Raw genomic sequence first — 22,966 nt, forward strand, 5'->3', positions numbered from 1 at the left:
CCTGGTGATTTGAACAAACACCCCAGGTCGAGCGACTGTTGACAGAAAGCGGCCACCGGCGGGTAGGTTCGGCGGGTCCACCGCAGACGTCCGACCGGCAAACCTCCACGCAGTCGTCGAACGCCGCTGGGTCATGGGGTGGTGTGCCGCACCGGCGCACCAGCACTCGGAGCCAGGTTCAGCGCCCGCGCCTCGGGGGCGAGGGAAGGTTTCAGCCGACCGGCAGGTGGGACCCGGGTGGGGCCCGGACGTTCAGTAGACAACGGCTCTCGGCCGACCCGCAGCCGGCGGGCCCGGGGCCGGCCCGAAGGACACCGGGCCCCGACCCGCAGAAGCGACGTGTCGCTTCCTCCGGACCACATCCGTGCAGGCCCGCTGACCACGCTCGCTATGGTGGGGCAACGGTGGGGCAATGGTGTACGGACAATAAGGGGAAGCAGTGAACGACGGCGGTCAGAGGCGTTACGGCCCGCTCGGCAGAGCCTTGGTGATCATTCCGACCTACAACGAGGCCGAGAACATCAAGCCGATCGTCTCCCGCGTGCGTGCCGCGGTGCCCGACGCGCACGTCCTGGTCGCCGACGACAACAGCCCCGACGGCACCGGCAAGATCGCCGACGAGATCGCTGCCGTCGACGATCAGGTCCACGTCCTGCACCGCAAGGGCAAGGAAGGGCTCGGCGCGGCCTACCTGGCGGGCTTCCGCTGGGGCATCGAGCACGACTACGGCGTACTCGTGGAAATGGACGCGGACGGCTCGCACCAGCCCGAGGAGCTTCCCCGCCTGCTGACCGCGCTCAAGGGCGCCGACCTGGTGCTCGGCTCGCGCTGGGTGCCGGGCGGACGCGTCGTCAACTGGCCCAAGCACCGCGAGGTGCTCTCCCGCGGCGGCAGCACGTACTCGCGGGTGCTCCTCGGCGTACCGATCCGCGACGTCACGGGCGGTTTCCGGGCCTTCCGCGCGCAGACCCTGGAAGGCCTCGGTCTGGAAGACGTCGCCTCGCAGGGGTACTGCTTCCAGGTCGACCTCGCCCGCCGCGCGGTCGAGGCCGGCTACAACGTCGTCGAGGTGCCCATCACCTTCGTCGAGCGGGAGCTGGGCGACAGCAAGATGAGCCGTGACATCGTCGTCGAGGCCCTGTGGCGGGTAACGGCCTGGGGCGTCGGCTCCCGGGCGAACAAGCTGCTGGGGCGCAAGCCCTCCTGATCTCCCCTTTACGCCGTCCAGGCGCCCGTCCAGGCACACTGGGGGCATGACGACCGGCTCACCGCCCCCGACAGTTCCCAAGCGTTCACGCGCACGCACGTTCGTACCTCTTGGCGTCGCCGCCTGGCTGGTGCTCGAGATCTGGCTGCTGACCGTCGTGGCCGACGCCGCCGGCGGCTTCACGGTCTTCCTGCTGCTGGTCGCGGGTGCCGTGCTCGGCGCCGTGGTCATCAAGCGGGCGGGCCGGCGTGCGTTCAAGAACCTCACCGAGACGCTCCAGCGGCAGCAGGCGGGGGATACGCCCGCGCAGCGCCGGATGGGCAGCGGCAGCGGCTTCCTGATGCTCGGCGGCCTGCTGCTGATGCTGCCCGGGATGGTCTCGGACGTGGCGGGGCTGCTGCTCCTCGTACCGCCCGTCCGGTCGGCCCTGGGAAGGTACGCCGAGCGTTCCCTGGAACGCAGGATGAGCGCGGCGGGTACCGGCAGCCTGGGCGACGCCTTCCAGCAGGCCCGCATTCACCGCCCGGACGGCAAGGTCGTGCAGGGTGAGGTCATCAGGCAGGACGCGCCGCCCGCGCCTCGGCGCGACGACGGCCCGAAGCCGCCGCTGACGCCCTGACCGGGCGCCCGGCCCGGTGGAACGACAAGAGCCGCGGGGGTGTGACACAGACTCGCTGTGTCACACCCCCGCAGCTCTTGCCTGTTGTACTGACTGCCGTCAGGCGCAACGCCGGGGCGTTACGCGGACTTGCGGCTGTCCCGCGGGTGCACGGCAATGTTCATGGCGCCGGATCGCAGTACCGCAAGCCTTTCGGCCAGGACCTCTTCGAGTTCCTCGCGGGTGCGCCTTTCCATGAGCATGTCCCAGTGCGTACGCGCGGGCTTGCCCTTCTTCTCCTCAGGCCCGTCGCCGTCTACCAGGAGTGCCGTGGCGCCGCACGCCTTGCACTCCCACTCCGGCGGAATTTCGGCCTCTACCGAGAACGGCATCTCAAATCGATGTCCGTTCGGGCATGCGTACTCCACCGCCTGGCGCGGGGCCAGATCGATGCCGCGGTCGGTCTCGTAGCTTGTAACCACGAGTCGCGTGCCGCGGAGAGCTCGCTCACTCATGAATCGTGCCTCCCGGGCTTGTCGCCCACAGGACAGGTGTCGCTGTCGTCGTCATCCGGTCAACGTCCGGTCGGCGGTAAAGATTCCCGTTGCGGGTCATGCGTCGCCCGTCGTGCCGCTGCTTTTTCCCAAAAGTTGGGTACCCACCAGTGCCCGGTTTGTCACTTATGGCAGCAGATGTCACCCAGCGTTGTCGATTCCCGAGCGCGCAGTAACGGTCCGCCTGGCAGGCCAAAGGCGTACACTACCGGCCTTTCACTTCAAGGTCTAAATCCGCTCCGGTACGGGGTTTCCCGCAGCCTCCACGGCCCGTCGTACGGGCACCCGTACGAGCAGGACGAATCCGAGCGCGAAGAAGGCCACGAGCGAGATGATCGCGTCCCGGTAGCTGCCGGTCAGCTGGTAGGCGAGCCCGAAAACCAGCGGTCCCAGCCAGCTCATGCCCCGGTCGCTCATCTCGTAGACCGAAAAGTACTCCGCCTCCTTGCCACGCGGCACCAGATGCGAGAAGAGGGAGCGGGACAGGGCCTGGCTGCCGCCGAGAACCAGCCCGATCGTCGCCGCCAGGCCGTAGAACCAGACCGGCTCCCCGGCCGGCAGGAAGTAGCCCGCGCCGATCGTCAGTGTCCAGGCGGCGAGCGAGCCGAGGATGGTGTGCTTGGCGCCGAAGCGCTGGGCCAGCCGGCCCATGCCGAGCGCCCCGGCGACCGCGAGCACCTGGACCAGCAGGATGGCCGTGATGAGGGTCGTCTGGTCGAGGCCAAGCTCCTCGGATCCGTAGACCGACGCCTGCGAGATCACCGTCTGGACGCCGTCGTTGTAGACCAGATAGGCCAGCAGGAAGGACAGCGTCAGCGGATGGCGGCGCATGTCCTTGACGGTGGCGACCAGTTGACGCCACCCCGCACCGACCCTGCCCGGACCGTGGCCGCCGCTCGCGCCGCCCACCACCCGCCGGTCGCGCAGCCGGCGCAGCGGCACGAGCGTGAAGGCGCCCCACCACAGGCCCGCCGAGGCGAGACAGATCCGTACGGCTGCGGACTCCGAGATTCCGAAGCTCTCGTGGCCCGAGTAGAGGATCAGGTTGAGGACGAGAACGAAGGCGCCGGACGTATAGCCGAAGGCCCAGCCGCGCGAGGAGACCTTGTCGCGCTCGTGCGGCTCGGCGATCTGGGGCAGATACGCGTTGTAGAGCACCATCGAGACGGACTGCGCGGCGTTCGCGACGATCAGCAGGAACGCGCCGAGCAGGTAGCGGTCCCCGTCCAGGAAGAACATGCCCGCCGTCGCGCCCGCCCCGACGTACGCGGCGGCCGCCAGCAGGGGCTTCTTGCGGACCGTACGGTCCGCTGCCGCGCCCACCAGGGGCATGACCAGGACGGCCACCACGACGGACACGGAGACGGCGTACGCGAACACCGAGCCGGCCCGTACCGGTATGCCCAGCGGATGGACGAAGCCGTTCGCGTCCGCCGCGGCCTTCGCGACCGTCGTCAGGTACGGGCCGAGGAACACGGTGAGCACACTCGTCGAATAGACGGAGCACGCGAAGTCGTAGAAGTACCAGCCGCGTTGCTCGCGCCTTCGGCCGGCGGGTCCGCCGGGACCGCCCGCCCCCTCCGTGCCGTCCGTACGGTCCACGGTGCCAGCGCTCACCGGGTGCCCCCTCGCTCGTCCCCGTGCCGTCGCGGGTCACGGTGCGGGGTGGCGTGGACTCAGGCCCAGGCACCCCGCTCGGTCAGGACCGTGCGCAACGTCTCGATGTGATCCGTCATGATGCCATCCACACCGAGATCGAGAAGCGCTGCCATCCGGCCCGGATCGTTGACCGTCCAGACGTGGACCTGGAGGCCGAGCGCGTGTGCGGTGCGTACGAAACGGTGATCGACGACCCTTATGCCGTTCTGGACCTCAGGAACCTGGGCGCACACCGCGCTGCGGCGCACGGCGGCGGGCAGAGCGCGCGCACGCAGCCACAGTCCCAGGACGCCCGTGGTGCCGAAGGAGGTCGCGAGACGGGGGCCCGCCAGGCGCTGCGCCCGGGCGACCCGGTTCTCGTTGAACGACCCGACGCAGACCCGGTCCCACGCTCCGGTCCTGCGGATCAGGCCGACCAGCGGCGCAAGAGCGGGCTCTGCCTTGATGTCGACGTTCCAGCGCGCGTCGGGAAACTCTTCGAGCAGTTCCTCGAAGAGAGGCAGTGGTTCCTTCCCTGCCACCCGCGCGCGGCTGACGTCGTTCCAGGGAAGCGCCGAAATCCTGCCCCGCCGGTCCGTCACCCGGTCCAGGGTCGCGTCGTGGAACGCGACGATGCGGCCGTCCGCCGTGGCGTGCACGTCCGTCTCGAAGTAGCGGTACCCGGCCGCGTCGGCGCGCCGGAACGCCGTCGCGGTGTTCTCCAGGCCGTCGGCCGCCCCGCCGCGATGGGCGAAGGCGAGCGGCGCCGGGTGGTCCAGATAGGGATGGCGTACGCGGTCGCGGTTCACCGGGGGATTATCGCCCGGTCCCGTATACGGCCGGCGACGACCGTACTGCCGTTCTCCGGCGCGGGGACGGCGAAGACGCGCAGGAAGAACTGCGCGAGCGGTCCGATGGCCAGGGCGTAGACAACGGTGCCGGCGCCGAGCGAGCCGCCCAGGGCGAAGCCAGTGGCGACGACGGCCACTTCGATCGCGGTGCGTACGAGCCGGATGGAGCGCCCGGTGACACGGTGCAGCCCGGTCATCAGCCCGTCGCGCGGGCCAGGACCGAACCGGGCGGCGATGTACAGGCCGGTCGCCGCGCCGTTCAGCACGATGCCGGCGAGCATCAGCGGGATCTGGCCCGCCAGGCCGTGTACGTCGGGTACGAGAGCGAGCGTGCCGTCCATCGCGACGCCGATCACCACGACATTGGACACGGTGCCGAGACCGGGGCGCTGCCGGATCGGGATCCAGAGCAGCAGTACGACGGCGCCGACGATGATCGAGACCACGCCGATCGTCAGCCCGGTCTTCCCGGCGAGGCCCTGGTGCAGCACCCCCCAGGGTTCGAGACCGAGGCCCGCGCGCACCAGCACCGCCGAACTCACTCCGTACAGCGCGAGACCTATGTAGAGCTGCAGCAGCCGACGAGTGAGTTCCCTGGACAACTGGTGCTCCCTGGATAGAGGTAGTGGCGGTAGTGGACCGCCGCATGACACCCTGTGGCTTGGCAGGAGATGTCATCCATGGCCAATTCGAGTTAGGTGGACTGGAAATCATGGCGCAGTGGACTTCGGCGGTCGGTACGGCGCAGCTCGCCAGGCAGCTCAATGGCCAGCAGACCCGCCCGCAGGGCCCCGGCACGCGCAAGCCGCCTGCCTACCGCGCCCTCGCCGACGGCGTAAGGCTGCTGGTCCTCGAAGGGCGTGTGCCGGTCGCCGCGCGGCTGCCCGCCGAGCGCGAACTCGCGGTGGCCCTGGCCGTCAGCCGTACCACCGTGGCAGCGGCGTACGAGGCCCTGCGCGCCGAGGGCTTCCTGGAGTCGCGCAGGGGAGCCGGCAGCTGGACCGCCGTCCCCGCCGGCAACCCGCTGCCCGCGCGCGGCCTGGAGCCGCTGCCGCCCGAGTCCCTCGGCTCCGTGATCGACCTCGGCTGCGCCTCCCTGCCCGCGCCCGAACCGTGGCTCACCCGCGCCGTGCAGGGCGCGCTGGAGGAGCTGCCGCCGTACGCGCACACCCACGGCGACTACCCGGCGGGCCTGCCGGCGCTGCGCCAGATGCTCGCCGACCGGTACACCGCACGCGGCATCCCGACCATGCCCGAGCAGATCATGGTCACCACCGGCGCCATGGGAGCGATCGACGCCATCTGCCATCTCTTCGCGGGGCGCGGCGAACGTATCGCCGTCGAGTCGCCGTCGTACGCCAACATCCTCCAGCTGATGCGCGAGGCGGGCGCCCGGCTGGTGCCCGTCGCGATGGCCGAGGGCCTCACGGGCTGGGACCTGCCGCGCTGGCGACAGGTCCTGCGCGACGCCGCCCCGCGACTCGGGTACGTCGTCGCCGACTTCCACAACCCGACCGGCGCCCTGGCCGACGAGGACCAGCGGCGCGGGCTCGTCGACGCGGCGCGCTCGGCCGGGACGGTGCTCGTCGTGGACGAGACCATGACCGAGCTGTTCCTGGACGCGGACGTCGTCATGCCGCGGCCGGTCTGCGCCTTCGACCCGTCGGGCAGCACCGTCCTGACGGTGGGCTCCGCGAGCAAGGCGTTCTGGGCGGGCATGCGCATCGGCTGGGTGCGGGCGGCGCCCGATGTGATCCGCAGCCTGGTGGCGGCCCGTGCGTACGCCGACCTCGGTACGCCCGTTCTGGAGCAGCTCGCCATCACGTGGCTGATGAGCACCGGCGGCTGGGAAGAGGCCGTGGAGATCCGCCGCACGCAGGCGCGCGACAACCGCGACGCGCTCGTGGCGGCGGTCCGCAGGGAGCTGCCCGAGTGGGAGTTCGACGTTCCGAGCGGTGGGCTCACGCTGTGGGTCCGTACCGGAGGGCTGTCCGGTTCGCGGCTCGCCGAGATGGGCGAGCGCGTCGGTGTACGGGTCCCTTCGGGGCCGCGCTTCGGGGTCGACGGGGCCTTCGAGGGGTACGTACGGCTGCCGTTCACGGTCGGCGGTCCGGTGGCGGACGAGGCGGCGGTGCGGCTGGCCGCGGCGGCGAGGCTGGTGGAGAGCGGAGCGACCTCGGGCACCGAGGCTCCGCGGACGTTCGTCGCCTGACCGGACTTCCCCGCTCTCCGCGGGATCAGCCCTCGGCGGGCACCGGCTCCGGCTCCTGCGCCGGGGGCTGGATCCGGGCCTGTGCCGGGGGCGCCGTCTCCGGCGGGAGAACGGGATCGGGAAGCAGCTCAATGACTGCCTGCCGGTGCGCCTCGCTCGTCGCGTCGTCGTACGGATCGGGCGTCGCCGGAACCTGGAGCCGCATCACGGGACCCGTACCGAGCCGTGCGTATCCGCGGCCGGGCGGGGTGTCGCGCGTGGGCGTCGTGTGCGGCGGCTCGCCGAGGACGGATTCGACCTGCCCGGGAACGGCCGCACCGAGCACCACGCGCGCGCGTGTGTGGGACCGTACGGTCTCGCTGAGCGCGTCCATGGCGTCGAACTGCTCGGCCACCACGACGGTCACGTTCGCCGCCCTGCCGTGGCGCAGTGGCACCTGGAGCAGTTGCTGCGGATCGGGGCGCCCTTCGGCGGCCGCCAGATGACCGAAGACGCTCGGGCGGTCCAGCAGAATCCACAGCGGGCGCCTGGTGTCCTCCGGGGCCGGGTGACCGGCCTGCCGGGCGCGGTTCGCGGCGATCAGCCGTCGCTCGGTCTCGTGCGCGGCCCATTCCAGACTGGCGAGCGCTCCCGGCAGGCTGCACTCGACGGCCAGTACGCCGCCCCGCCCGGTGAGGCACGCGTACTCACCGGTGCCGCTGCCTTCGACGATCACCACGTCGCCCTGCTGGAGCGCCTGCAACGCGATCGAGCGCAGCAGGCTGCTCGTACCGCTTCCCGGCTGTCCCACGACGAGCAGGTGCGGCTCCGTGGAACGGGTGCCCGTCCGCCAGATCACCGGAGGAGCGTCGTACGTCCTGTCGCCCTCGGTGACCGGCACGGTCCGCTGGACGGCGTCGGCGTCGGTGAAGCCCAGCACGGTCTCGCCGGGGGCGGTGACGAAGCGCTGGGCGGCGAGCGAGGTGGGCAGCGGCGGGAGCACGGTCATGACGAGCTGGTTGCCCTCTTCGTCCCAGTCGAAGCGGTACTCGCGGCCGCGGCCCGACTTGGTGTGCAGGAGCTGCTCGACACGGGCCCGGGACGCGGCCTCGCCGTCGGTGAAGTACGCCGGGTAGCGCACCAGGAGGCGGACGAGCCGGCCGTCGTCGAAGTCGTACTCGGGGAACGCCTTGTCCCACTCGCCGCCGTGGGCGAACAGCGGGGTGGGGTCCTCGGCCACCGAGAAGTACGGCACCAGAGCCTCGTAGAGGGCCCTGAGCCGGTCGGCCTCGGCCTCGGTGGGGCCGGCCTGGGCGGGAGAGCGGTCCCGTCCTTTCCAGGCGGCCGCGGCCATCACCGTGATCAGGGCGAGCAGCGGCCCGTACGGGATGAGCGCGACCACCAGGACGACGGCCGCCACCAGGAAAAGCACGGAACCACGCCGGTCCTTGGGCGTATCGGTCCACTTGCGCCGGCCTGCGGCGGCCAGCTGCCGCAGGCCACGGGTGAGCGTGATCAGCGGGTGGAGGACGTCGGTGGCGCTGTCGGCTGCGGTGCGGGCGATCTCGCGGCTGCGGGTGATCGAGGTACTGCCGCTGCTCAGAATGCGGGGGAGTGGAAGCCGGGCCACTTCGGTCTCCTGGGTGGTGTTGAGGCGGTTACGGCAGGTCAGAACTTGATCCCGCCCAGAAGGCCGGCGAGGCTCGCGCCTCCGGCCTTGATGCTCGGTGCGATGGCTGTGCCCGCGAGGTAGAAGCCGAACAGTGCGCAGACGAGGGCGTGCGACGCCTTGAGGCCGTCTTTCCGGAAGAAGAGGAAGACGATGATGCCGAGAAGCACGACGCCCGAGATGGACAGGATCATGAGGTTCTCCCTGGTTGAGGGGACAGTCACCATGAGTTCTTCCAGGCTCACAGCATGTATCTATACGGCAAAAGGTGCAAATGGGTTATTTATCGGCTTTTTCACTGGTGTGGCCCATGGGCGTGGGCCAGAGGTCCGGTTCGCCCTGATCTTTGCCGCCGCCAGGCCGCGTCATGTCGGTGAGCGGGCAGTACCCTGTCGATTCACTCGTACGGCGCTGGTGCCGTACGCACAGGTCACAGCAGTGAACGGCAGTGGAAGGCGGTCCCTCCGATGAGCGAAACCCCGGATCCCGAGGTGGTCGAACTGGCCGGCAAGGTCTTCGACCTGGCGCGCCAGGGAGAGACCGAGGCGCTCGCCGCGTACGTCGACGCGGGCGTGCCCGCGAACCTCACCAACGACCGGGGCGACACCCTCGTGATGCTCGCCGCCTACCACGGCCACGCCGCCGCCGTGCAGGCCCTGTTGAGCCGTGGCGCCGACCCCGACCGGGCCAACGACCGGGGCCAGACGCCGCTCGCCGGCGCCGTCTTCAAGGGGGAGGAAGCGGTGGTCCGCGCACTGGTCGCGGGCGGCGCCGACCCGGCCGCCGGAACACCGTCCGCAGTGGACACCGCGCGCATGTTCGACAAGAAGGACCTGCTGGAGCTCTTCGGGGCCCAGTGACCGAGGCGCCGTAAATGTGGTCGCGTCGGTGAAATGGCTGGGTCATCATGACGTCGGATTCACATGCACGCGGTACGGGCAGAAGTCGCCGGATCACGGGGAATGTGAGCGGGCCCGCTCCGGGCCCACCGACGAGAGGCAGAGGAAGATGGTCTACAGCGAGCAAAAGTCGACGGCGGACGGCCCGGCATGTTGTCGCGCGGCCTAGACAGGCACGTATCCCGGTTGCGTCGACAGCTTGATGTGAGGCTTTTTCCATGTTCGATCCAGTCATAGCGCCGAGCGGCACGTTGCTCGGCCTCCTGCAGAGGGGCCGCGGCGACGGCACGCTGCACGCGCTCGCCGCGCCCCGCCCCGAAGCGCTCGCGGCCCTCAACCACTGCGTTCTCGACGACCCCCGGCACGACTGGCAGGTCGAGAACCGCTCCCTGTACTACGCGCGCCTTTACCTGGATCTCGACGGCGGGCTCGAAGCGATCGAGCAGCACCTCTTCGACCCGGAGGACCTCGTCGACGACGACGAGGGCAGGACCGGCCTCGCCCTCGCCGTGCTGGGCCATCTCGCCTCGTACGGCAGGGACGACGCTCTCGTGCTGCTGCGGCGGTACGCCAGGACCGGCGCCAACTGGGCGTGGGCCCTCGACGAGCTCGCCCTGCGGGATGAGGACGCCGCTCTGCGCTCTCTCGCCGCGCCCGTTCTCGCCCGGTTCCCCGCCACCCCCGAGGGCGAGGCCGAGCTGGCCGCCGCAGTACGGGACGCCTTCGAGCCCCGGCCGTGGCGGCTCTGGTCCGAGGACCCGCGCGTAAGCGTCGGTGCCCGCGTACGAGCGGCACAGGAACAGGGTTCCTTCACCCGCTGGCAGCGGCAGATGCGGCCGACGGGGCCGCGCCCCGGATGGAGCGTCCAGGCCGTGTTCGACTGGGCCCAGCAGGGCCTGGAGCGCGGTACGCCGCTCCATGTGCCGGCCGCCAGGTGCCTGACGGCCGTCGCGGGACCCGCCGACCGCCACGCGATCGTCGAGGCAGCACGCGGCGGTCAGGACGGCGCGCGCTGCACGGCACTGCACTACCTCGCCGAATCGCGGGACCCCGTCGTGCTCGACCTCATCGAGGCGGCGGCGCAGGGTCCCTCCCGTACCGTCGCGGACGCCGCCGTCGCCTCCTTCGAGCGGATGTGCGGCGCCGACGCGGTGGACCGGGCGCGCGGCTGGGTGCACCGTCCCGACGCGCTCGGGGCGTCGGCGGCCGGCGTGCTCGCGTGCCGGGGCGGGGCGCAGGACGCCCCGCTCGTGCTCGGTGCGCTGCGCGAGACCGTACGGGCCGACGGGCCCGACGCACCGCTCCTGTGGACCCTCGTGGACGGCGCGGGGCGGCTCGGTATCTGCGCCGCGGCGCCCGTACTGCGCCACGTCTACCGGGAGACGGCCTCCTCGCACCTGCGCGGCCGCGCGGCGCGGGCCCTGGCCGCCACCGACCCCTCGTTCCCCACCGGATTCGCTGTCGAGTGCCTGTGGGACTGCGAGGAAACCACCAGGGAACTGGCCGCCCTGCACGCCGAGACCGGCGACGCGCGCGTGGCGGAGCGACTGCGGCGGCTCGCCGCCGACCCGGCCGAGGAGGCCGAGGTCCAGACCGCCGTACGGAGCCGGATCGGGCCGGACGCGCCAGCCGTCTGAGCCGGCGGGGGGCGGCGCCGGGGGTGGCGTGACGGTGGCGTGACGGGGACGGGGGCCAAACGCTCATAGGACGTTCCTCGCCCGGAAAGATCCAAGTCGGCCGGGACACTCGTGGCGCGACGACAACACGGTTATGCGTCTGCGTATGCGTGTCGTCATCGTCACCGAGTCCTTCCCGCCCGACGTCAACGGCGTTGCCCATTGCGCCCTGCAGACCGCCCGGCACCTCGCCGCCCGCGGTCATGACCCGCTCGTCATAGCCCCGGCGGCGGCCGGGACGGCGGGGGCCGATTCCGGCTCCGGCTCCTGGTCCGGCAGTCGTTCCTGGTCCGGCACCGGTTCCTGGTCCGGCTCCGACAGTGGACTGCCGTACCCCGTGGTGCGCGTGCCCTCGCTTCCGCTGCCCGGCTATCCGCAGGTACGGGTGGCGCTGCCCAGCCGGAGGGTGGCCGCCACGCTCACCACCCACCGGGCCGACATCGTTCACCTGGCGAGCCCCTTCGTGCTCGGGGTGCGCGGAATGGCGGCCGCCGCGCGGCTGGGCATCCCGGCCGTCGCGGTCTACCAGACCGACCTCGCCGGCTACGCCCGTACGTACATGGGCGCCGGGGAGGGGACGGCTTGGCGGCGCATACGGACCGTGCACAGCGCGGCCGACCGCACCCTCGCGCCCTCCACGGCGGCGCTGCGCGACCTGGAGGAGCACGGAGTGCCGCGGGTTCGGCTGTGGGCGCGCGGGGTCGACACGGCCCGCTTCAGTCCGTCCCTGCGGGACGAGGCGTTGCGGCGCGCTCTCGCGCCGGGCGGGGAGCTGCTCGTCGGGTACGTCGGGCGGCTGGCGCCCGAGAAGCAGGTGGAGCTGCTCGCGGGTGTGTGCGGGCTGCCGGGCGTACGCGTCGTGGTCGTCGGGGACGGGCCGAGTGAGCCCTCGCTGCGGGCCGCTCTGCCGGGTGCGGTCTTCATGGGGAGCAGGACCGGCGACGAACTCGCCCGGATCTTCGCCTCCCTGGACGTCTTCGCGCACACCGGACCGTACGAGACCTTCTGCCAGACCGTGCAGGAGGCCATGGCGAGCGGCGTTCCCGTGATCGCTCCGGCGGCGGGCGGGCCGCTCGACCTCGTCCGTCACCGGAGCACCGGGCTGCTCGTCGAACCGCGCGACGCGACGGCCGTACGGACCGCTGTCTCGGCGCTCGCCCACGACGCGGGACTGCGAACGGCCTACGGGAGGGCGGGCCGGGCGGCCGTCGAGAACAGGACCTGGGCCGCCGTCGGCAATCAGCTGCTCGGCCATTACACGGAGGTACTGCGAGACCGGACGGTGGTGGCGGCATGAGCGGTGGCGGCATGAGCGGCGGTGGCGGCATGAGCGGTAGAGGCAACGGTGGTGGGCTTCGGATCGTACGGCTGGCCAATTTCGTCACCTCGTCGTCGGGCGGGCTGCGCACCGCCCTGCGGGAACTCGGCCGCGGATACCTGTCCGCCGGCCACGAGCCGGTACTCGTCGTACCGGGCGAGCGCGAGAGCGACGAACTCACCGCACAGGGGCGTGTGATCACGCTGCCGGGCGTGGTGCTTCCCGGGACCGGCGGCTATCGCGTCCTCGCGGGCCGCCGGAGACTGCGCGCGCTCCTGGAGACGCTCGCACCGGACCGGCTGGAGGTTTCCGACCGTACGTCGCTGCGCTGGACGGGGGAGTGGGCGCGGCGCAGCAGAGTGCCGTCGGTGATGGTGTCGCACGAGACCGCGGACGGCGTACTGCGGACCTGGGGAGTGCCGCAGACGGTCGCCGGACGCACGGCGGACCGGCTGAACCTGCGCAGTGCGTGGGCGTACTCGCGGATCGTGTGCACGACGGAGTGGGCGGAGCGCGAGTTCGTACGCATCGGCGCGCGCAATGTGGTGCGCGCTCCCCTGGGCGTCGATCTGCACGCGTGCCGCCCGGAACGCCGCAGCGCGGCGCTGCGCGCCCGGCACGCGCGGGGGAACGACGTACTGCTCCTGCTGTGCTCGCGTCTGTCGGTCGAGAAGCACCCGGCAACGGCCCTGGACGCCCTCGCGGCGCTTCGCGGGAACGGCGTGAGGGCGGCACTGGTGGTCGCCGGGGACGGGCCGTTGCGGGACAGGCTGGTGCGCAGGGTGCGTACGGAGCGGCTGCCCGCCGTGTTCCTGGGACACCTGGCGGACCGCGGCGAACTGGCGGACCTTCAGGCGGCGGCGGACCTCTGTCTGGCGCCCGGACCCGCCGAAACCTTCGGACTGTCCGCACTGGAGGCGCTGGCCTGCGGCACTCCGGTCGTCGCCGGTACGTCCTCGGCGCTGCCGGAGGTCATCGGGGACGCGGGCCTGGCGGCCGCCGGTTCCGGTGAGGCATTCGCAGAAGCCGTACGGCAGCTGCTCGCCCGCCCCGAAGACGCGCGCCGCGCGGCGGCGAGGGCACGTGCGGAACTCTTCGGGTGGCCGGCGGCGGTGGCCGCGTTCCTGGCCGCGCACGACGCGAAGGCGCCGGCGCGGTCGCCGGAGGTGACCGCATGACCCTCGAAGCCCAGGCAGCCGCATGCCCCGGCGGGCAGGCTCCCAGCGTCCTCAACACCCTTCGGGCGAGTCCTCAAGCGCCGGAGGGGGTCGATGTGCCCCGCACGGCTCCACCTTCTGAGCCCCTCCGGGGCCACGCAGCCTGTCCGGCGTCTGACGACCGGGGTCCGGGGCGGAGCCCCGCACGCGGCGGAGCCGCAAAGTGCCACAGCGGGAAGGGGCGGCGTGGGGAAGAACCCAACGGGCCACGCCCCGGCCCGGACCCCGGCCGGGCGGTCCGGTTCGCGGCGCTGGGGGACTCGCTCACCGAGGGCGTCGGAGACCCCGTGGACGGCGGATGGCGCGGCTGGGCCGCGCTGCTGGCCGACGGGCTCGCGCCCCGCGGCGAAACGGCGGAGTTCCGGAACTTCGCCGTGAGCGGCGCGCTCACCCGGGTTGTCGCCGACCGCCAAACACCCCAAGCCCTGGCCTACGCCCCCGACATCGCGTCGGTCGTCGTCGGCGTCAACGACACTCTCCGCCGCACCTTCGACATCCACGACTTCACCGTCCTGCTCGACGCGGTGTGCGCCGATCTGACCAAGAGCGGGGCGGTGCTGCTGACGGCGTGTCTGCCCGATCCCGGGACCATGCTCGGCCTGCCGCCTCCGCTCGCCCGTCCGCTGGCCCGCAGACAGCGCGCCGTCAACGCCGTGGTACACGCACTGTCCGCCCGCTACGGCGCCGTACACCTGCACGTCGCCGAGGGCCGCTGGGTGAGCGACCGAGGCCTCTGGAGCGCGGACAGGCTGCACCCCGGCGAGCGCGGTCACCGGCTGATCGCCGCCCGCTTCCACGCGCTGCTCGCCGCCGAGGGGCTCGCCGCAGGCACGCCGCCGGGGTACGAACCCGAGCGGCCCCCGCCCACCCGCGCGGCCGCTCTCCTGTGGCTCCTGACGGCCGGCACCGGCTGGCTGGCGCGCCGCTCCACCGACCTGCTGCCGCAACTCCTCGGCCTGGCGGCCGCGGAGGTACGGCACGGGGCACGCGGCACCACCGCGCGGCTCGATACGCGTGCCGCGCAGGCGCTCTCGGCCGCGCTCGCCGCCGTATCGGCCCCGCCCCTTGCCAGAATGGGGGAATGAGCAGGCGCTGGGAGTTCTGGATCGACCGTGGCGGCACCTTCACCGATGTCGTGGGCCGACGGCCCGACGGGCGGCTCGTCACCCGCAAGCTGCTCTCGCACAACCCGGAGCGCTACCGGGACGCGGCCGTCGCCGGGATCCGGCTGATGCTGGAGCTCAGGCCCGACGAGCCGGTCCCGGCCCACCGGATCGACGCCGTCAAGATGGGTACGACGGTCGCCACCAACGCGCTCCTGGAACGGCGCGGAGAGCCGACCGTGCTGGTCATCACCGAAGGCTTCAGGGACGCCCTGCGCATCGCCTACCAGAACCGCCCCCGGCTCTTCGACCGCCACATCGTCCTGCCCGAGGCGATGTACGAGCGCGTCGTCGAGGTCCCGGAACGGATCGACGCCCACGGAGCGACCGTACGGCCGCTGGACCTCGCGGCTGTCACCGACAAACTGCGTGCCGCGCGGAGCGACGGTTTTCGCAGCGCCGCCGTCGTGCTGATGCACGGCTACCGTCATCCGGCGCACGAGTCCGCCGTCGCGGCCGTGGCACGTGAACTCGGGTTCACCCAGGTGAGCTGCTCGCACGAGGTCAGTCCGCTGATCAAGCTGGTCCCACGCGGCGACACGACCGTCGTGGACGCGTACCTCTCGCCGATCCTTCGCCGGTACGTCGACGAGGTCGCCACGGAACTCCAGGGCGTGCGCCTGATGTTCATGCAGTCCAACGGCGGGCTCCGGGAGGCCGCACACTTCCGCGGCAAGGACGCCGTACTTTCCGGCCCCGCGGGCGGCGTCGTCGGAATGGCCCGTACATCGGAACAGGCCGGATACGAGCGCGTCATCGGATTCGACATGGGCGGCACGTCCACCGATGTGTCGCACTACGCGGGCGCGTTCGAAAGGGACTTCGGCACCCAGGTGGCGGGCGTACGCATGCGCGCTCCGATGATGAACATCCACACCGTCGCGGCGGGCGGCGGCTCACTGCTCCACTTCGACGGCAGGCGCTACCGGGTCGGCCCCGACTCGGCGGGCGCCGTCCCCGGGCCCGCGTGTTACCGGCGCGGCGGCCCCCTCACCGTCACCGACGCCAACGTGATGCTCGGACGCGTCCAGCCGGAACACTTCCCCGCCGTCTTCGGGCCGCGCGGCGACCAGCCTCTGGACGCGCGGACAGTGCACCACCGGTTCGCGCGGCTCGCCGACGACATCGCGGAAGCGACCGGGGTACGCCGCAGCCCCGAGGAGGTCGCGTCGGGCTTTCTCGACATCGCCGTGCTCAACATGGCGAACGCCGTCAAGAAGATCTCCGTACAGCGCGGTCACGACATCACCCGGTACGCCCTCACCAGCTTCGGCGGGGCCGGCGGACAGCACGCGTGTGCTGTCGCGGACGCCCTGGGTGTCAACACGGTGATCGTGCCGCCGCTGGCCGGTGTGCTCTCCGCGTACGGCATCGGGCTGGCCGATGCCACCGCCATGCGCGAGCAGTCGGTCGAGGCGGAACTCGACGAGGGGACAGTCGGGCGCGTACGCGAACTGTGCGACCGGCTGGCCGGACGTACCCGCGCCGATCTGCGCGCCGACGGCATCGCGGACACCGCGATCAGCACGCACGCGCGCGTGCTGATCCGCTACGCCGGTACGGACGCGAGCCTGCCGGTAGCACTGGGCAGCGTCCGGGACATGACTGCCGCCTTCGAAGCGGACCACCGCGCGCGGTACGCCTTCACGATGGACAAGCCGCTGGTCGTCGAAGCCGTCTCGGTCGAGGCCGTGGGAACGGCGGGGGACGTTCCCGGGAACGTCACCCCGGTGCGCCCGCGCACGGGAACGCTGACCCCCCGCGCGACGGTACGGATGTTCACCGAGGACCGGAGACAGGACACCCCGCTGTACCGGCGCGACGACCTGCGGCCCGCCGGCACCGTCGAAGGCCCCGCCGTCATCGCCGAGGACGACGCCACCACCGTGGTCGACCCCGGCTGGCACGCGGCCGCCGGAGAACGAGGGCACTTGCTGCTCACGCGCGTGCGCCCGCGTCCCGGCAGAACGGCGGTCGGCACGGACGTCGACCCCGTCATGCTGGAGGTGTTCAACAGCCTCTTCATGGCCATCGCCGAGCAGATGGGCGTACGCCTCGAAAACACCGCCCACTCCGTCAACATCAAGGAACGGCTCGACTTCTCCTGCGCGCTCTTCGACGCGCACGGCAATCTGATCGCGAACGCCCCGCACATTCCCGTACACCTCGGTTCGATGGGCGAGTCCATCAAGGAGGTACTGCGGCGCAATGAGGGCGCCATGCGCCCCGGGGACGTGTACGCCATCAACGACCCGTACCACGGCGGTACACACCTGCCGGACATCACCGTGGTGACCCCCGTGTTCGACGCCGACGGCGGGCCGTTGCGCTTCCTGGTGGCCTCGCGCGGACACCATGCCGAGATCGGCGGCATCACGCCCGGCTCGATGCCGGCCTTCAGCCGCACCGTGCATGAAGAGGGCGTCCTTTTCGACAACTGGCTTCTGGTGAGGGACGGCAGACTGCGCGAGGACGAGACGCGGGAACTGCTGGCCGCCGCCGCGTATCCGTCGCGCGACCCGGACACCAACCTGGCCGACCTGCGCGCGCAGATCGCCGCCAACGAGAGGGGCATCGCCGAACTGCGCCGCACGGTTGACCAGTTCGGACTCGATGTGGTCCAGGCGTACATGCGGCACGTCCAGGACAACGCCGAGGAATCCGTGCGCCGTATCGTCGCCGGACTGCGGGACGGCGAGTACCGCTACGAGATGGACAGCGGAGCCGTGATCCGGGTCGCCCTGCGCGTGGACCGGGAGGCACGCGGCGCGGTGCTGGACTTCACCGGCACAGCACCCCAGCAGGCGGGGAACTTCAACGCCCCCAAGTCGGTGGTCATGGCAGCCGTTCTGTACGTCTTCAGGACGCTCGTGGCCGAAGAGATCCCGCTCAACAGCGGCTGCCTCGCACCACTGGAGGTGCGGGTCCCTGACGGCTCGATGCTGGCGCCCGTCTATCCGGCGGCCACCGTGGCGGGCAACGTCGAGACCTCGCAGGCGGTGACCGGGGCCCTGTACGCCGCGCTCGGCGTCCAGGCCGAGGGCTCGGGAACCATGAACAACGTCACCTTCGGAAACGACCGCGTGCAGTACTACGAGACCGTAGCAAGCGGTTCCGGAGCGGGCGACGGATTCGACGGGGCCGACGCGGTGCAGACCCATATGACCAACTCGCGCCTCACCGACCCCGAAGTGCTGGAGTGGCGTTACCCGGTGCGCCTGGAGGGCTTCTCCGTACGCGAGGGCAGCGGGGGAGAGGGCCGGTGGAGGGGCGGCTGCGGGGTGGTACGCAGAATCCGGTTCCTGGAACCGATGACGGTGGCGCTGCTCTCCGGCCACCGCCGCGTCCCGCCGTACGGCATGGCGGGCGGCGGCCCGGGAGCGACCGGCAGCAACCTCGTCGAGCGCGCCGACGGCACGGTCGCGCGGCTGGAAGGTTGCGACACGGCCGACGTGGGTCCCGGGGACGTCCTGGAGATCCGGACGCCGGGCGGGGGCGGGTACGGAACCCCAGGCGGCTCCTGACGGCTCCTGAGCGCTCCTGGCGGGCTTGCGAGCCTCTTGAGGCCTCAGCGCCTCCTCACGGGAACGAAACGGATCGGCGTACCGGGTGGGGCCTGCGCCGCCGCGCCGAGATCCCGCTCACTGACGACCGCGATCACCGGGTATCCCCCCGTGGTGGGGTGGTCGGCCAGGAAGACCAGGGGGTGGCCGTCCGGCGGCACCTGCACCGCGCCGAGGACCATGCCCTCGCTGGGCAGTTCGCCGTGTACGGCGCGTTCCAGAGGGGGACCCTCCGTGCGGAGCCCGATGCGGTTGCTCGCGGACGAGACGCGGTAGACCGCCGTGGCCAGGGTGTGCAGCGCCCGCGCCGTGAACCAGTCCGCACGCGGGCCCAGACGGGCCCTCAGCACCAGTTCGCGCGGGGGGCCCTGCCAGGGCACGGCATCGGCGTACACCGGTGGCCCCGATGCACCGCCCAGCGGCAGCACCGCACCGTCGGTCACAGGGGCGGGCCCCAGCCCCGACAGCAGATCGGTGGAGCGGCTGCCCAGCACGGGTTCGCAGGCGATCCCCCCGGCGAACGCGAGATAGCTCCGTACGCCGCCCGTCGCACGTCCCAGTTCCAGTACCTCTCCCGCCGCCACGCGCACGGGCGCGCCCCAGGCCGCGGGGCGTCCGTCCACGGTGACCCGGCACGGCGCACCGGTGACCGCCACGGTGACGTCGCAACGCGGCCGCACCGCAAAGCCGTTCAGAGTCGTCTCCAGGACGGCCGCCTCCACCGGATTGCCCACCAGCCGGTTCGCGAGATCGCTCGCGGGCCGGTCCAGCACACCGGAGCGCGGCACCCCGAGATGCGCGTGACCGGACCGCCCGTGGTCCTGCACGGACGTCAGCGCACCGGCCCGTACCACCGCGAAAGCCCGGTCCGTCACAGCTCCTCCGGTACGAAGCGCACCCGCGCGCCCGGTGTGAGCAGCGCGGCGGGCACGCGCGCGTGGTCCCACAGCACCGCCCGCGTCGAACCGATGAGCTGCCAGCCACCGGGGGACGAGCGCGGATACACCCCGGTGTACGCGCCTGCCAGCGCCACGGCACCCGCGGGGACGGCCGTGCGAGGCGTGGTCCTGCGCGGTACGGCGTACCGCTCGGCGAGACCCGTCAGATAGCCGAACCCGGGCGCGAACCCGCAGAAGGCCACCCGGAACACGGTCGAGGAGTGGATCCGCCCCACCTCGTCCGGCGGTACGCCCCACAGCTCCGCCACCGCCGCGAGGTCGGGACCGTCGTAACGCACCGGGATCTCGATCGCGCTCCGTGCGCCGGACGCGAGCGGCGGGATCTCCCAGCCGGCCAGCCGCTCCGCGAAGCGCGCGGGATCGTCGAGGCCGTCGAGGAGAACGGTGCGTGCCGCGGGCACGATCTCCCGTACGGCGGGGAGCGTTCCCTCCGCTCGGCGCCGCAGCAGCTCGGCGTGGAGGGCCTCCGCCTCCTCGCCGCTGCCGAGTTCGACCAGCAGGGCGCGGTCACCGACCGGCAGCGCCCTCATGTCGCTCATACAAAGGCCTCCACACGGACGCCTGCGGCCTCCAGACGTTCCCGTACGCGGCGGGCCAGGCCCACGGCGCCCGGAGTGTCCCCGTGCAGGCACAGCGAGCGGGCACGCACGGGGACAGGGCGGCCGCAGTGGGAGGTGACGACGCCGAACCGGGCCATGGAGACGGAGCGTTCAACGACCGTTCCCGGGTCGGTCACGACGGCGTTCTCGTGTCCGCGCGGAACGAGCGTTCCTTCCGCCGTGTACGCGCGGTCCGCGAACGCCTCGGTGACGACCGGCAGCCCGGCCTTCGCGGCGAGGTCGAGGAACCGTGATCCGGGCAGTCCCAGGACCGGCCGGCCGCCGCCCGCCAGCAGCACACCGTCGACCACGGCGGCTGCCTGTTCCTCGTCGTGCACCACACGGTTGTAGAGCGCGCCGTGCGGCTTGACGTACGACACATGGGAACCCGCCGCTCGCGCGAACACGTCCAGTGCGCCTATCTGGTAGGCGACTTCGGCGGCGAGTTCGTCGGAAGGGACGTCCATGGAGCGCCGCCCGAAGCCGGCCAGATCGCGGTACGAGACCTGGGCTCCGATCCGCACCCCGCGCTCGGCCGCGAGGTCGCAGACGCGGCGCATGGTCGCCGCGTCACCGGCGTGGAAGCCGCAGGCGACGTTGGCGCTGGTGACGACGGACAGCAGCTGTTCGTCATCGGTCAGGTGCCAGCGTCCGAAGCCCTCCCCGAGGTCGGCGTTGAGATCGATCCTCACCGGAGCTCCTTTCCGCGCGTCTCGGGAAGACCGAACAGTGCCAGTACGGCAAGCCCGTAACCGACCGCACCGAAGATCAGTGCGCCCCCCACTCCCCAACTGCCGGCCAGGAAGCCGACGAGGGTCGGGAAGAAAGCGCCCACGGCACGGCCCGTGTTGTACGTGAATCCCTGACCGGTCCCGCGTACAGCCGTCGGATAGAGCTCACTGAGGAACGAACCGAAGCCGCTGAAAATGGCCGACATACAGAAGCCCAGCGGGAAGCCCAGGACGAGCACCACGTTGTTCGCCCCGGAGGGGATGTTGGTGTAGGCGAGGATGCAGGCGGCCGAGAGGAACGCGAACAGCGCGATGTTCTTCTTACGGCCCAGCTTGTCGGTGAGATACCCCCCGGTGAGGTACCCGATGAACGCGCCCGAGATGAGGAACGTCAGATAGCCGCCGGTGCCGACGACGGTGAGGCCCCGCTCCGTCTTGAGGTAGGTGGGCACCCAGGTCGCGAGCGTGTAATAGCCGCCCTGGACACCGGTGGAGAGCAGCACACCGAAGAGCGTGGTACGCAGCAGGTCCTTCTTGAAGATCGCCGTGAACGAACCCTTGTCGCTGCTCGCGAGACGCCGTCGCGTCGCTTCCGGTGCGTCGCTGACATGGCGGCGTACCCAGATCACCAGAAGCGCGGGAAGCGCACCGGTCCAGAACATCACGCGCCAGGCCGTGTCCGGGTCCAGGTACTGGAAGACCACCGTGTAGACGATGACCGCGAGTGCCCACCCGACTGCCCAGGAACTCTGGATCGCCCCGAGCGTACGGCCGCGATGCCTGGCCGAGGAGTACTCGGCGACCAGGATCGCGCCGACCGCCCACTCGCCGCCGAAACCGAGGCCCTGGAGAGCGCGGAAGACGAGCAGCGTCTCGTAGTTGGGGGCGAACCCGCACAGGACGGTGAACAACGCGTAGGTGATCACCGTGATCATCAGCGCCTTCACCCGGCCTATGCGGTCGGCCGCGATGCCGGCGACCGCGCCGCCGATCGCGGACACGACCAGCGTGACGGTCGTGAGGAGGCCCGTCTGCCCGGTGCTGAGGCTGAAGTACGCGGAGATCGCGACCATGCTCAGCGGCAGGGTGAAGAAGTCGTAGGAGTCTAGGGCGTATCCGCCGAACGCTCCGCCGAAGGCGCGGCGGCCGCGCGGCCCGAGGGCGCGGAGCCACGCGAACGCGCCGTTGTCGTCGGGCAGTTCGTCCTGCTTCGACTGTGTCTGGGTGGTACTCATCTGCACCTCGCGGAAGGGGAGGAGTGCGCTGGAGACCGTGCGGTGACGCCAAGGTAGGGGATTGTTGAACGATCCGACAAGAGTCATGTCGGTTCGTTCTTGCTTCTACGATGGACAGCGCGCGCACGGCGACCAGTGGGCCGGCGGGAGAGCAGTAGGGAGACAGGCGCTGTGAGGACGACGGAGTCCGAGGCCGGCGGGCTGGCCGACGACCGCCCGCTGCTGGGCCGCACCAGCACGGCGGAGCGAGTCGCGGACATCCTCCGCACCCGCATCGCCGAGGGCTACTTCCCGCCGGGCGAACGCCTTTCGGAGGACGGCATCGGCAAGGCGCTCGGCGTCTCGCGCAACACGCTGCGCGAGGCGTTCCGGCTGCTGACCCATGAGCGGCTGCTCGTCCACCAGCTCAACCGCGGAGTCTTCGTCCGAGTCCTGGCCGTTGAGGACGTAGAGGACATTTACCGCATTCGGCGGCTGATCGAGTGTGCAGTCGTCCGCGGGCTCGGCGCGCCGCCCTTCCCCCTCGACGGCCTCGACAAGGCCGTCAGCGACGGTGAGCGGGCGGCCGGCCGGCGGGAGTGGAAAGGCGTATCGACCGCCAACATCCACTTCCACCGGGAACTCGTCGCCCTCGCCGCCAGCCCCCGCACCGACGAGCTGATGCGCAGTGTCCTGGCCGAACTGCGCCTCGCCTTCCACGTGGTGGCCGATCCGCGTCGGCTGCACGAGCCTTATCTCGTACGGAACCGGGAGATTCTGGAACGCCTGCGGGCGGGCGACAACGCGGCCGGCGAACAGCTCCTCGCCGACTATCTGGACGACTCGCGAACCCAGCTCGTCGAGGTGTACGCACGCCACATCGAGGCCGGGAACTGGGGTACATGAGAGGCTTTTGGCC

The 22,966-nt window shown here is 71.4% G+C and carries 20 protein-coding genes; 10 read left to right on the forward strand and 10 right to left on the reverse strand.

Annotated features, from left to right (window positions below; all coding sequences use genetic code 11):
* Positions 1 to 439: 439 nt before the first annotated feature.
* Both J7E91_RS18680 and fxsA read left to right on the forward strand, forming a co-directional pair.
* Positions 440 to 1,207, forward strand: a complete 768-nt coding sequence (locus J7E91_RS18680) for a polyprenol monophosphomannose synthase (RefSeq protein ID WP_069929762.1) — start codon at positions 440 to 442, stop codon at positions 1,205 to 1,207.
* A 46-nt stretch (positions 1,208 to 1,253) separates the two neighbouring features.
* A complete protein-coding gene (gene fxsA, locus J7E91_RS18685) occupies positions 1,254 to 1,826 on the forward strand; it encodes an FxsA family membrane protein (RefSeq protein ID WP_214905921.1) in 573 nt (190 codons plus the stop codon).
* A gap of 119 nt (positions 1,827 to 1,945) precedes the next feature.
* Here fxsA and J7E91_RS18690 read toward each other — a convergent pair whose 3' ends face one another.
* The 4 genes from J7E91_RS18690 to J7E91_RS18705 form a co-directional block, all read right to left on the reverse strand.
* On the reverse strand, positions 1,946 to 2,320 hold the full coding sequence (locus J7E91_RS18690) for an RNA polymerase-binding protein RbpA (RefSeq protein WP_014044757.1): 375 nt from the start codon (positions 2,318 to 2,320) through the stop codon (positions 1,946 to 1,948).
* A gap of 267 nt (positions 2,321 to 2,587) precedes the next feature.
* Positions 2,588 to 3,976 carry an MFS transporter gene (locus J7E91_RS18695; RefSeq protein ID WP_214905924.1) on the reverse strand — a complete coding sequence of 463 codons (1,389 nt, stop codon included), beginning with the start codon at positions 3,974 to 3,976 and terminating at the stop codon, positions 2,588 to 2,590.
* Between the two features lie 59 nt (positions 3,977 to 4,035).
* Positions 4,036 to 4,806 (reverse strand): glycerophosphodiester phosphodiesterase family protein, encoded by a 771-nt coding sequence (locus J7E91_RS18700; RefSeq protein ID WP_214905927.1) that lies wholly within the window; start codon positions 4,804 to 4,806, stop codon positions 4,036 to 4,038.
* Positions 4,803 to 5,450: a YitT family protein gene (locus J7E91_RS18705; RefSeq protein WP_214905929.1), complete on the reverse strand. Its 648-nt coding sequence runs from the start codon at positions 5,448 to 5,450 to the stop codon at positions 4,803 to 4,805. The genes J7E91_RS18700 and J7E91_RS18705 overlap by 4 nt, the downstream gene beginning before the upstream one ends.
* Positions 5,451 to 5,560: 110 nt before the next feature.
* Here J7E91_RS18705 and J7E91_RS18710 point away from each other — a divergent pair, with 110 nt between their 5' ends.
* On the forward strand, positions 5,561 to 7,060 hold the full coding sequence (locus tag J7E91_RS18710; protein WP_214905932.1) for a PLP-dependent aminotransferase family protein: 1,500 nt from the start codon (positions 5,561 to 5,563) through the stop codon (positions 7,058 to 7,060).
* A 25-nt stretch (positions 7,061 to 7,085) separates the two neighbouring features.
* Here J7E91_RS18710 and J7E91_RS18715 read toward each other — a convergent pair whose 3' ends face one another.
* Positions 7,086 to 8,669: an ATP-binding protein gene (locus J7E91_RS18715; RefSeq protein WP_214905935.1), complete on the reverse strand. Its 1,584-nt coding sequence runs from the start codon at positions 8,667 to 8,669 to the stop codon at positions 7,086 to 7,088.
* A 38-nt stretch (positions 8,670 to 8,707) separates the two neighbouring features.
* Entirely contained in the window at positions 8,708 to 8,902 is a 195-nt protein-coding gene (locus J7E91_RS18720) for a hypothetical protein (protein ID WP_028814016.1), read from the reverse strand.
* 273 nt (positions 8,903 to 9,175) lie between these two features.
* On the opposite strand from J7E91_RS18720, the gene J7E91_RS18725 reads away from it, so the two are divergent.
* From J7E91_RS18725 to J7E91_RS18750, 6 genes are all read left to right on the forward strand, one after another.
* A complete protein-coding gene (locus tag J7E91_RS18725; RefSeq protein ID WP_214905938.1) occupies positions 9,176 to 9,568 on the forward strand; it encodes an ankyrin repeat domain-containing protein in 393 nt (130 codons plus the stop codon).
* 257 nt (positions 9,569 to 9,825) lie between these two features.
* A complete protein-coding gene (locus J7E91_RS18730) occupies positions 9,826 to 11,244 on the forward strand; it encodes a HEAT repeat domain-containing protein (RefSeq protein ID WP_214905941.1) in 1,419 nt (472 codons plus the stop codon).
* Between the two features lie 145 nt (positions 11,245 to 11,389).
* On the forward strand, positions 11,390 to 12,580 hold the full coding sequence (locus J7E91_RS18735) for a glycosyltransferase family 1 protein (RefSeq protein WP_214905944.1): 1,191 nt from the start codon (positions 11,390 to 11,392) through the stop codon (positions 12,578 to 12,580).
* Positions 12,577 to 13,779 carry a glycosyltransferase gene (locus tag J7E91_RS18740; RefSeq protein WP_214905947.1) on the forward strand — a complete coding sequence of 401 codons (1,203 nt, stop codon included), beginning with the start codon at positions 12,577 to 12,579 and terminating at the stop codon, positions 13,777 to 13,779. Before J7E91_RS18735 ends, J7E91_RS18740 begins: the two co-directional genes overlap by 4 nt.
* A gap of 290 nt (positions 13,780 to 14,069) precedes the next feature.
* Positions 14,070 to 14,903, forward strand: a complete 834-nt coding sequence (locus J7E91_RS18745) for an SGNH/GDSL hydrolase family protein (protein ID WP_251015904.1) — start codon at positions 14,070 to 14,072, stop codon at positions 14,901 to 14,903.
* Positions 14,900 to 18,505 carry a hydantoinase B/oxoprolinase family protein gene (locus tag J7E91_RS18750; protein WP_214905951.1) on the forward strand — a complete coding sequence of 1,202 codons (3,606 nt, stop codon included), beginning with the start codon at positions 14,900 to 14,902 and terminating at the stop codon, positions 18,503 to 18,505. The genes J7E91_RS18745 and J7E91_RS18750 overlap by 4 nt, the downstream gene beginning before the upstream one ends.
* A 44-nt stretch (positions 18,506 to 18,549) precedes the next feature.
* Here the strand turns inward: J7E91_RS18750 and J7E91_RS18755 are convergent, their stop codons facing one another.
* Genes J7E91_RS18755 through J7E91_RS18770 form a run of 4 tightly spaced genes read right to left on the reverse strand, consistent with a single transcriptional unit; the run spans position 18,550 to position 22,068 of the window.
* The gene (locus tag J7E91_RS18755; RefSeq protein ID WP_214905953.1) at positions 18,550 to 19,419 is read right to left on the reverse strand and encodes a biotin-dependent carboxyltransferase family protein; all 870 of its coding nucleotides are present in this window, start codon (positions 19,417 to 19,419) and stop codon (positions 18,550 to 18,552) included.
* Complete coding sequence (locus J7E91_RS18760; RefSeq protein ID WP_214906045.1) at positions 19,416 to 20,033, reverse strand: allophanate hydrolase subunit 1; 618 nt, start codon at positions 20,031 to 20,033, stop codon at positions 19,416 to 19,418. The genes J7E91_RS18755 and J7E91_RS18760 overlap by 4 nt, the downstream gene beginning before the upstream one ends.
* A gap of 5 nt (positions 20,034 to 20,038) precedes the next feature.
* Positions 20,039 to 20,794 (reverse strand): LamB/YcsF family protein, encoded by a 756-nt coding sequence (locus tag J7E91_RS18765; RefSeq protein ID WP_214905955.1) that lies wholly within the window; start codon positions 20,792 to 20,794, stop codon positions 20,039 to 20,041.
* The gene (locus tag J7E91_RS18770; protein ID WP_214905957.1) at positions 20,791 to 22,068 is read right to left on the reverse strand and encodes an MFS transporter; all 1,278 of its coding nucleotides are present in this window, start codon (positions 22,066 to 22,068) and stop codon (positions 20,791 to 20,793) included. Before J7E91_RS18770 ends, J7E91_RS18765 begins: the two co-directional genes overlap by 4 nt.
* Positions 22,069 to 22,239: 171 nt before the next feature.
* On the opposite strand from J7E91_RS18770, the gene J7E91_RS18775 reads away from it, so the two are divergent.
* Entirely contained in the window at positions 22,240 to 22,953 is a 714-nt protein-coding gene (locus J7E91_RS18775) for a GntR family transcriptional regulator (protein ID WP_214905959.1), read from the forward strand.
* Positions 22,954 to 22,966 lie beyond the last annotated feature (13 nt).

Source organism: Streptomyces sp. ISL-99, assembly GCF_018614005.1.
In the GTDB taxonomy this organism is placed as follows: domain Bacteria; phylum Actinomycetota; class Actinomycetes; order Streptomycetales; family Streptomycetaceae; genus Streptomyces; species Streptomyces flavidovirens.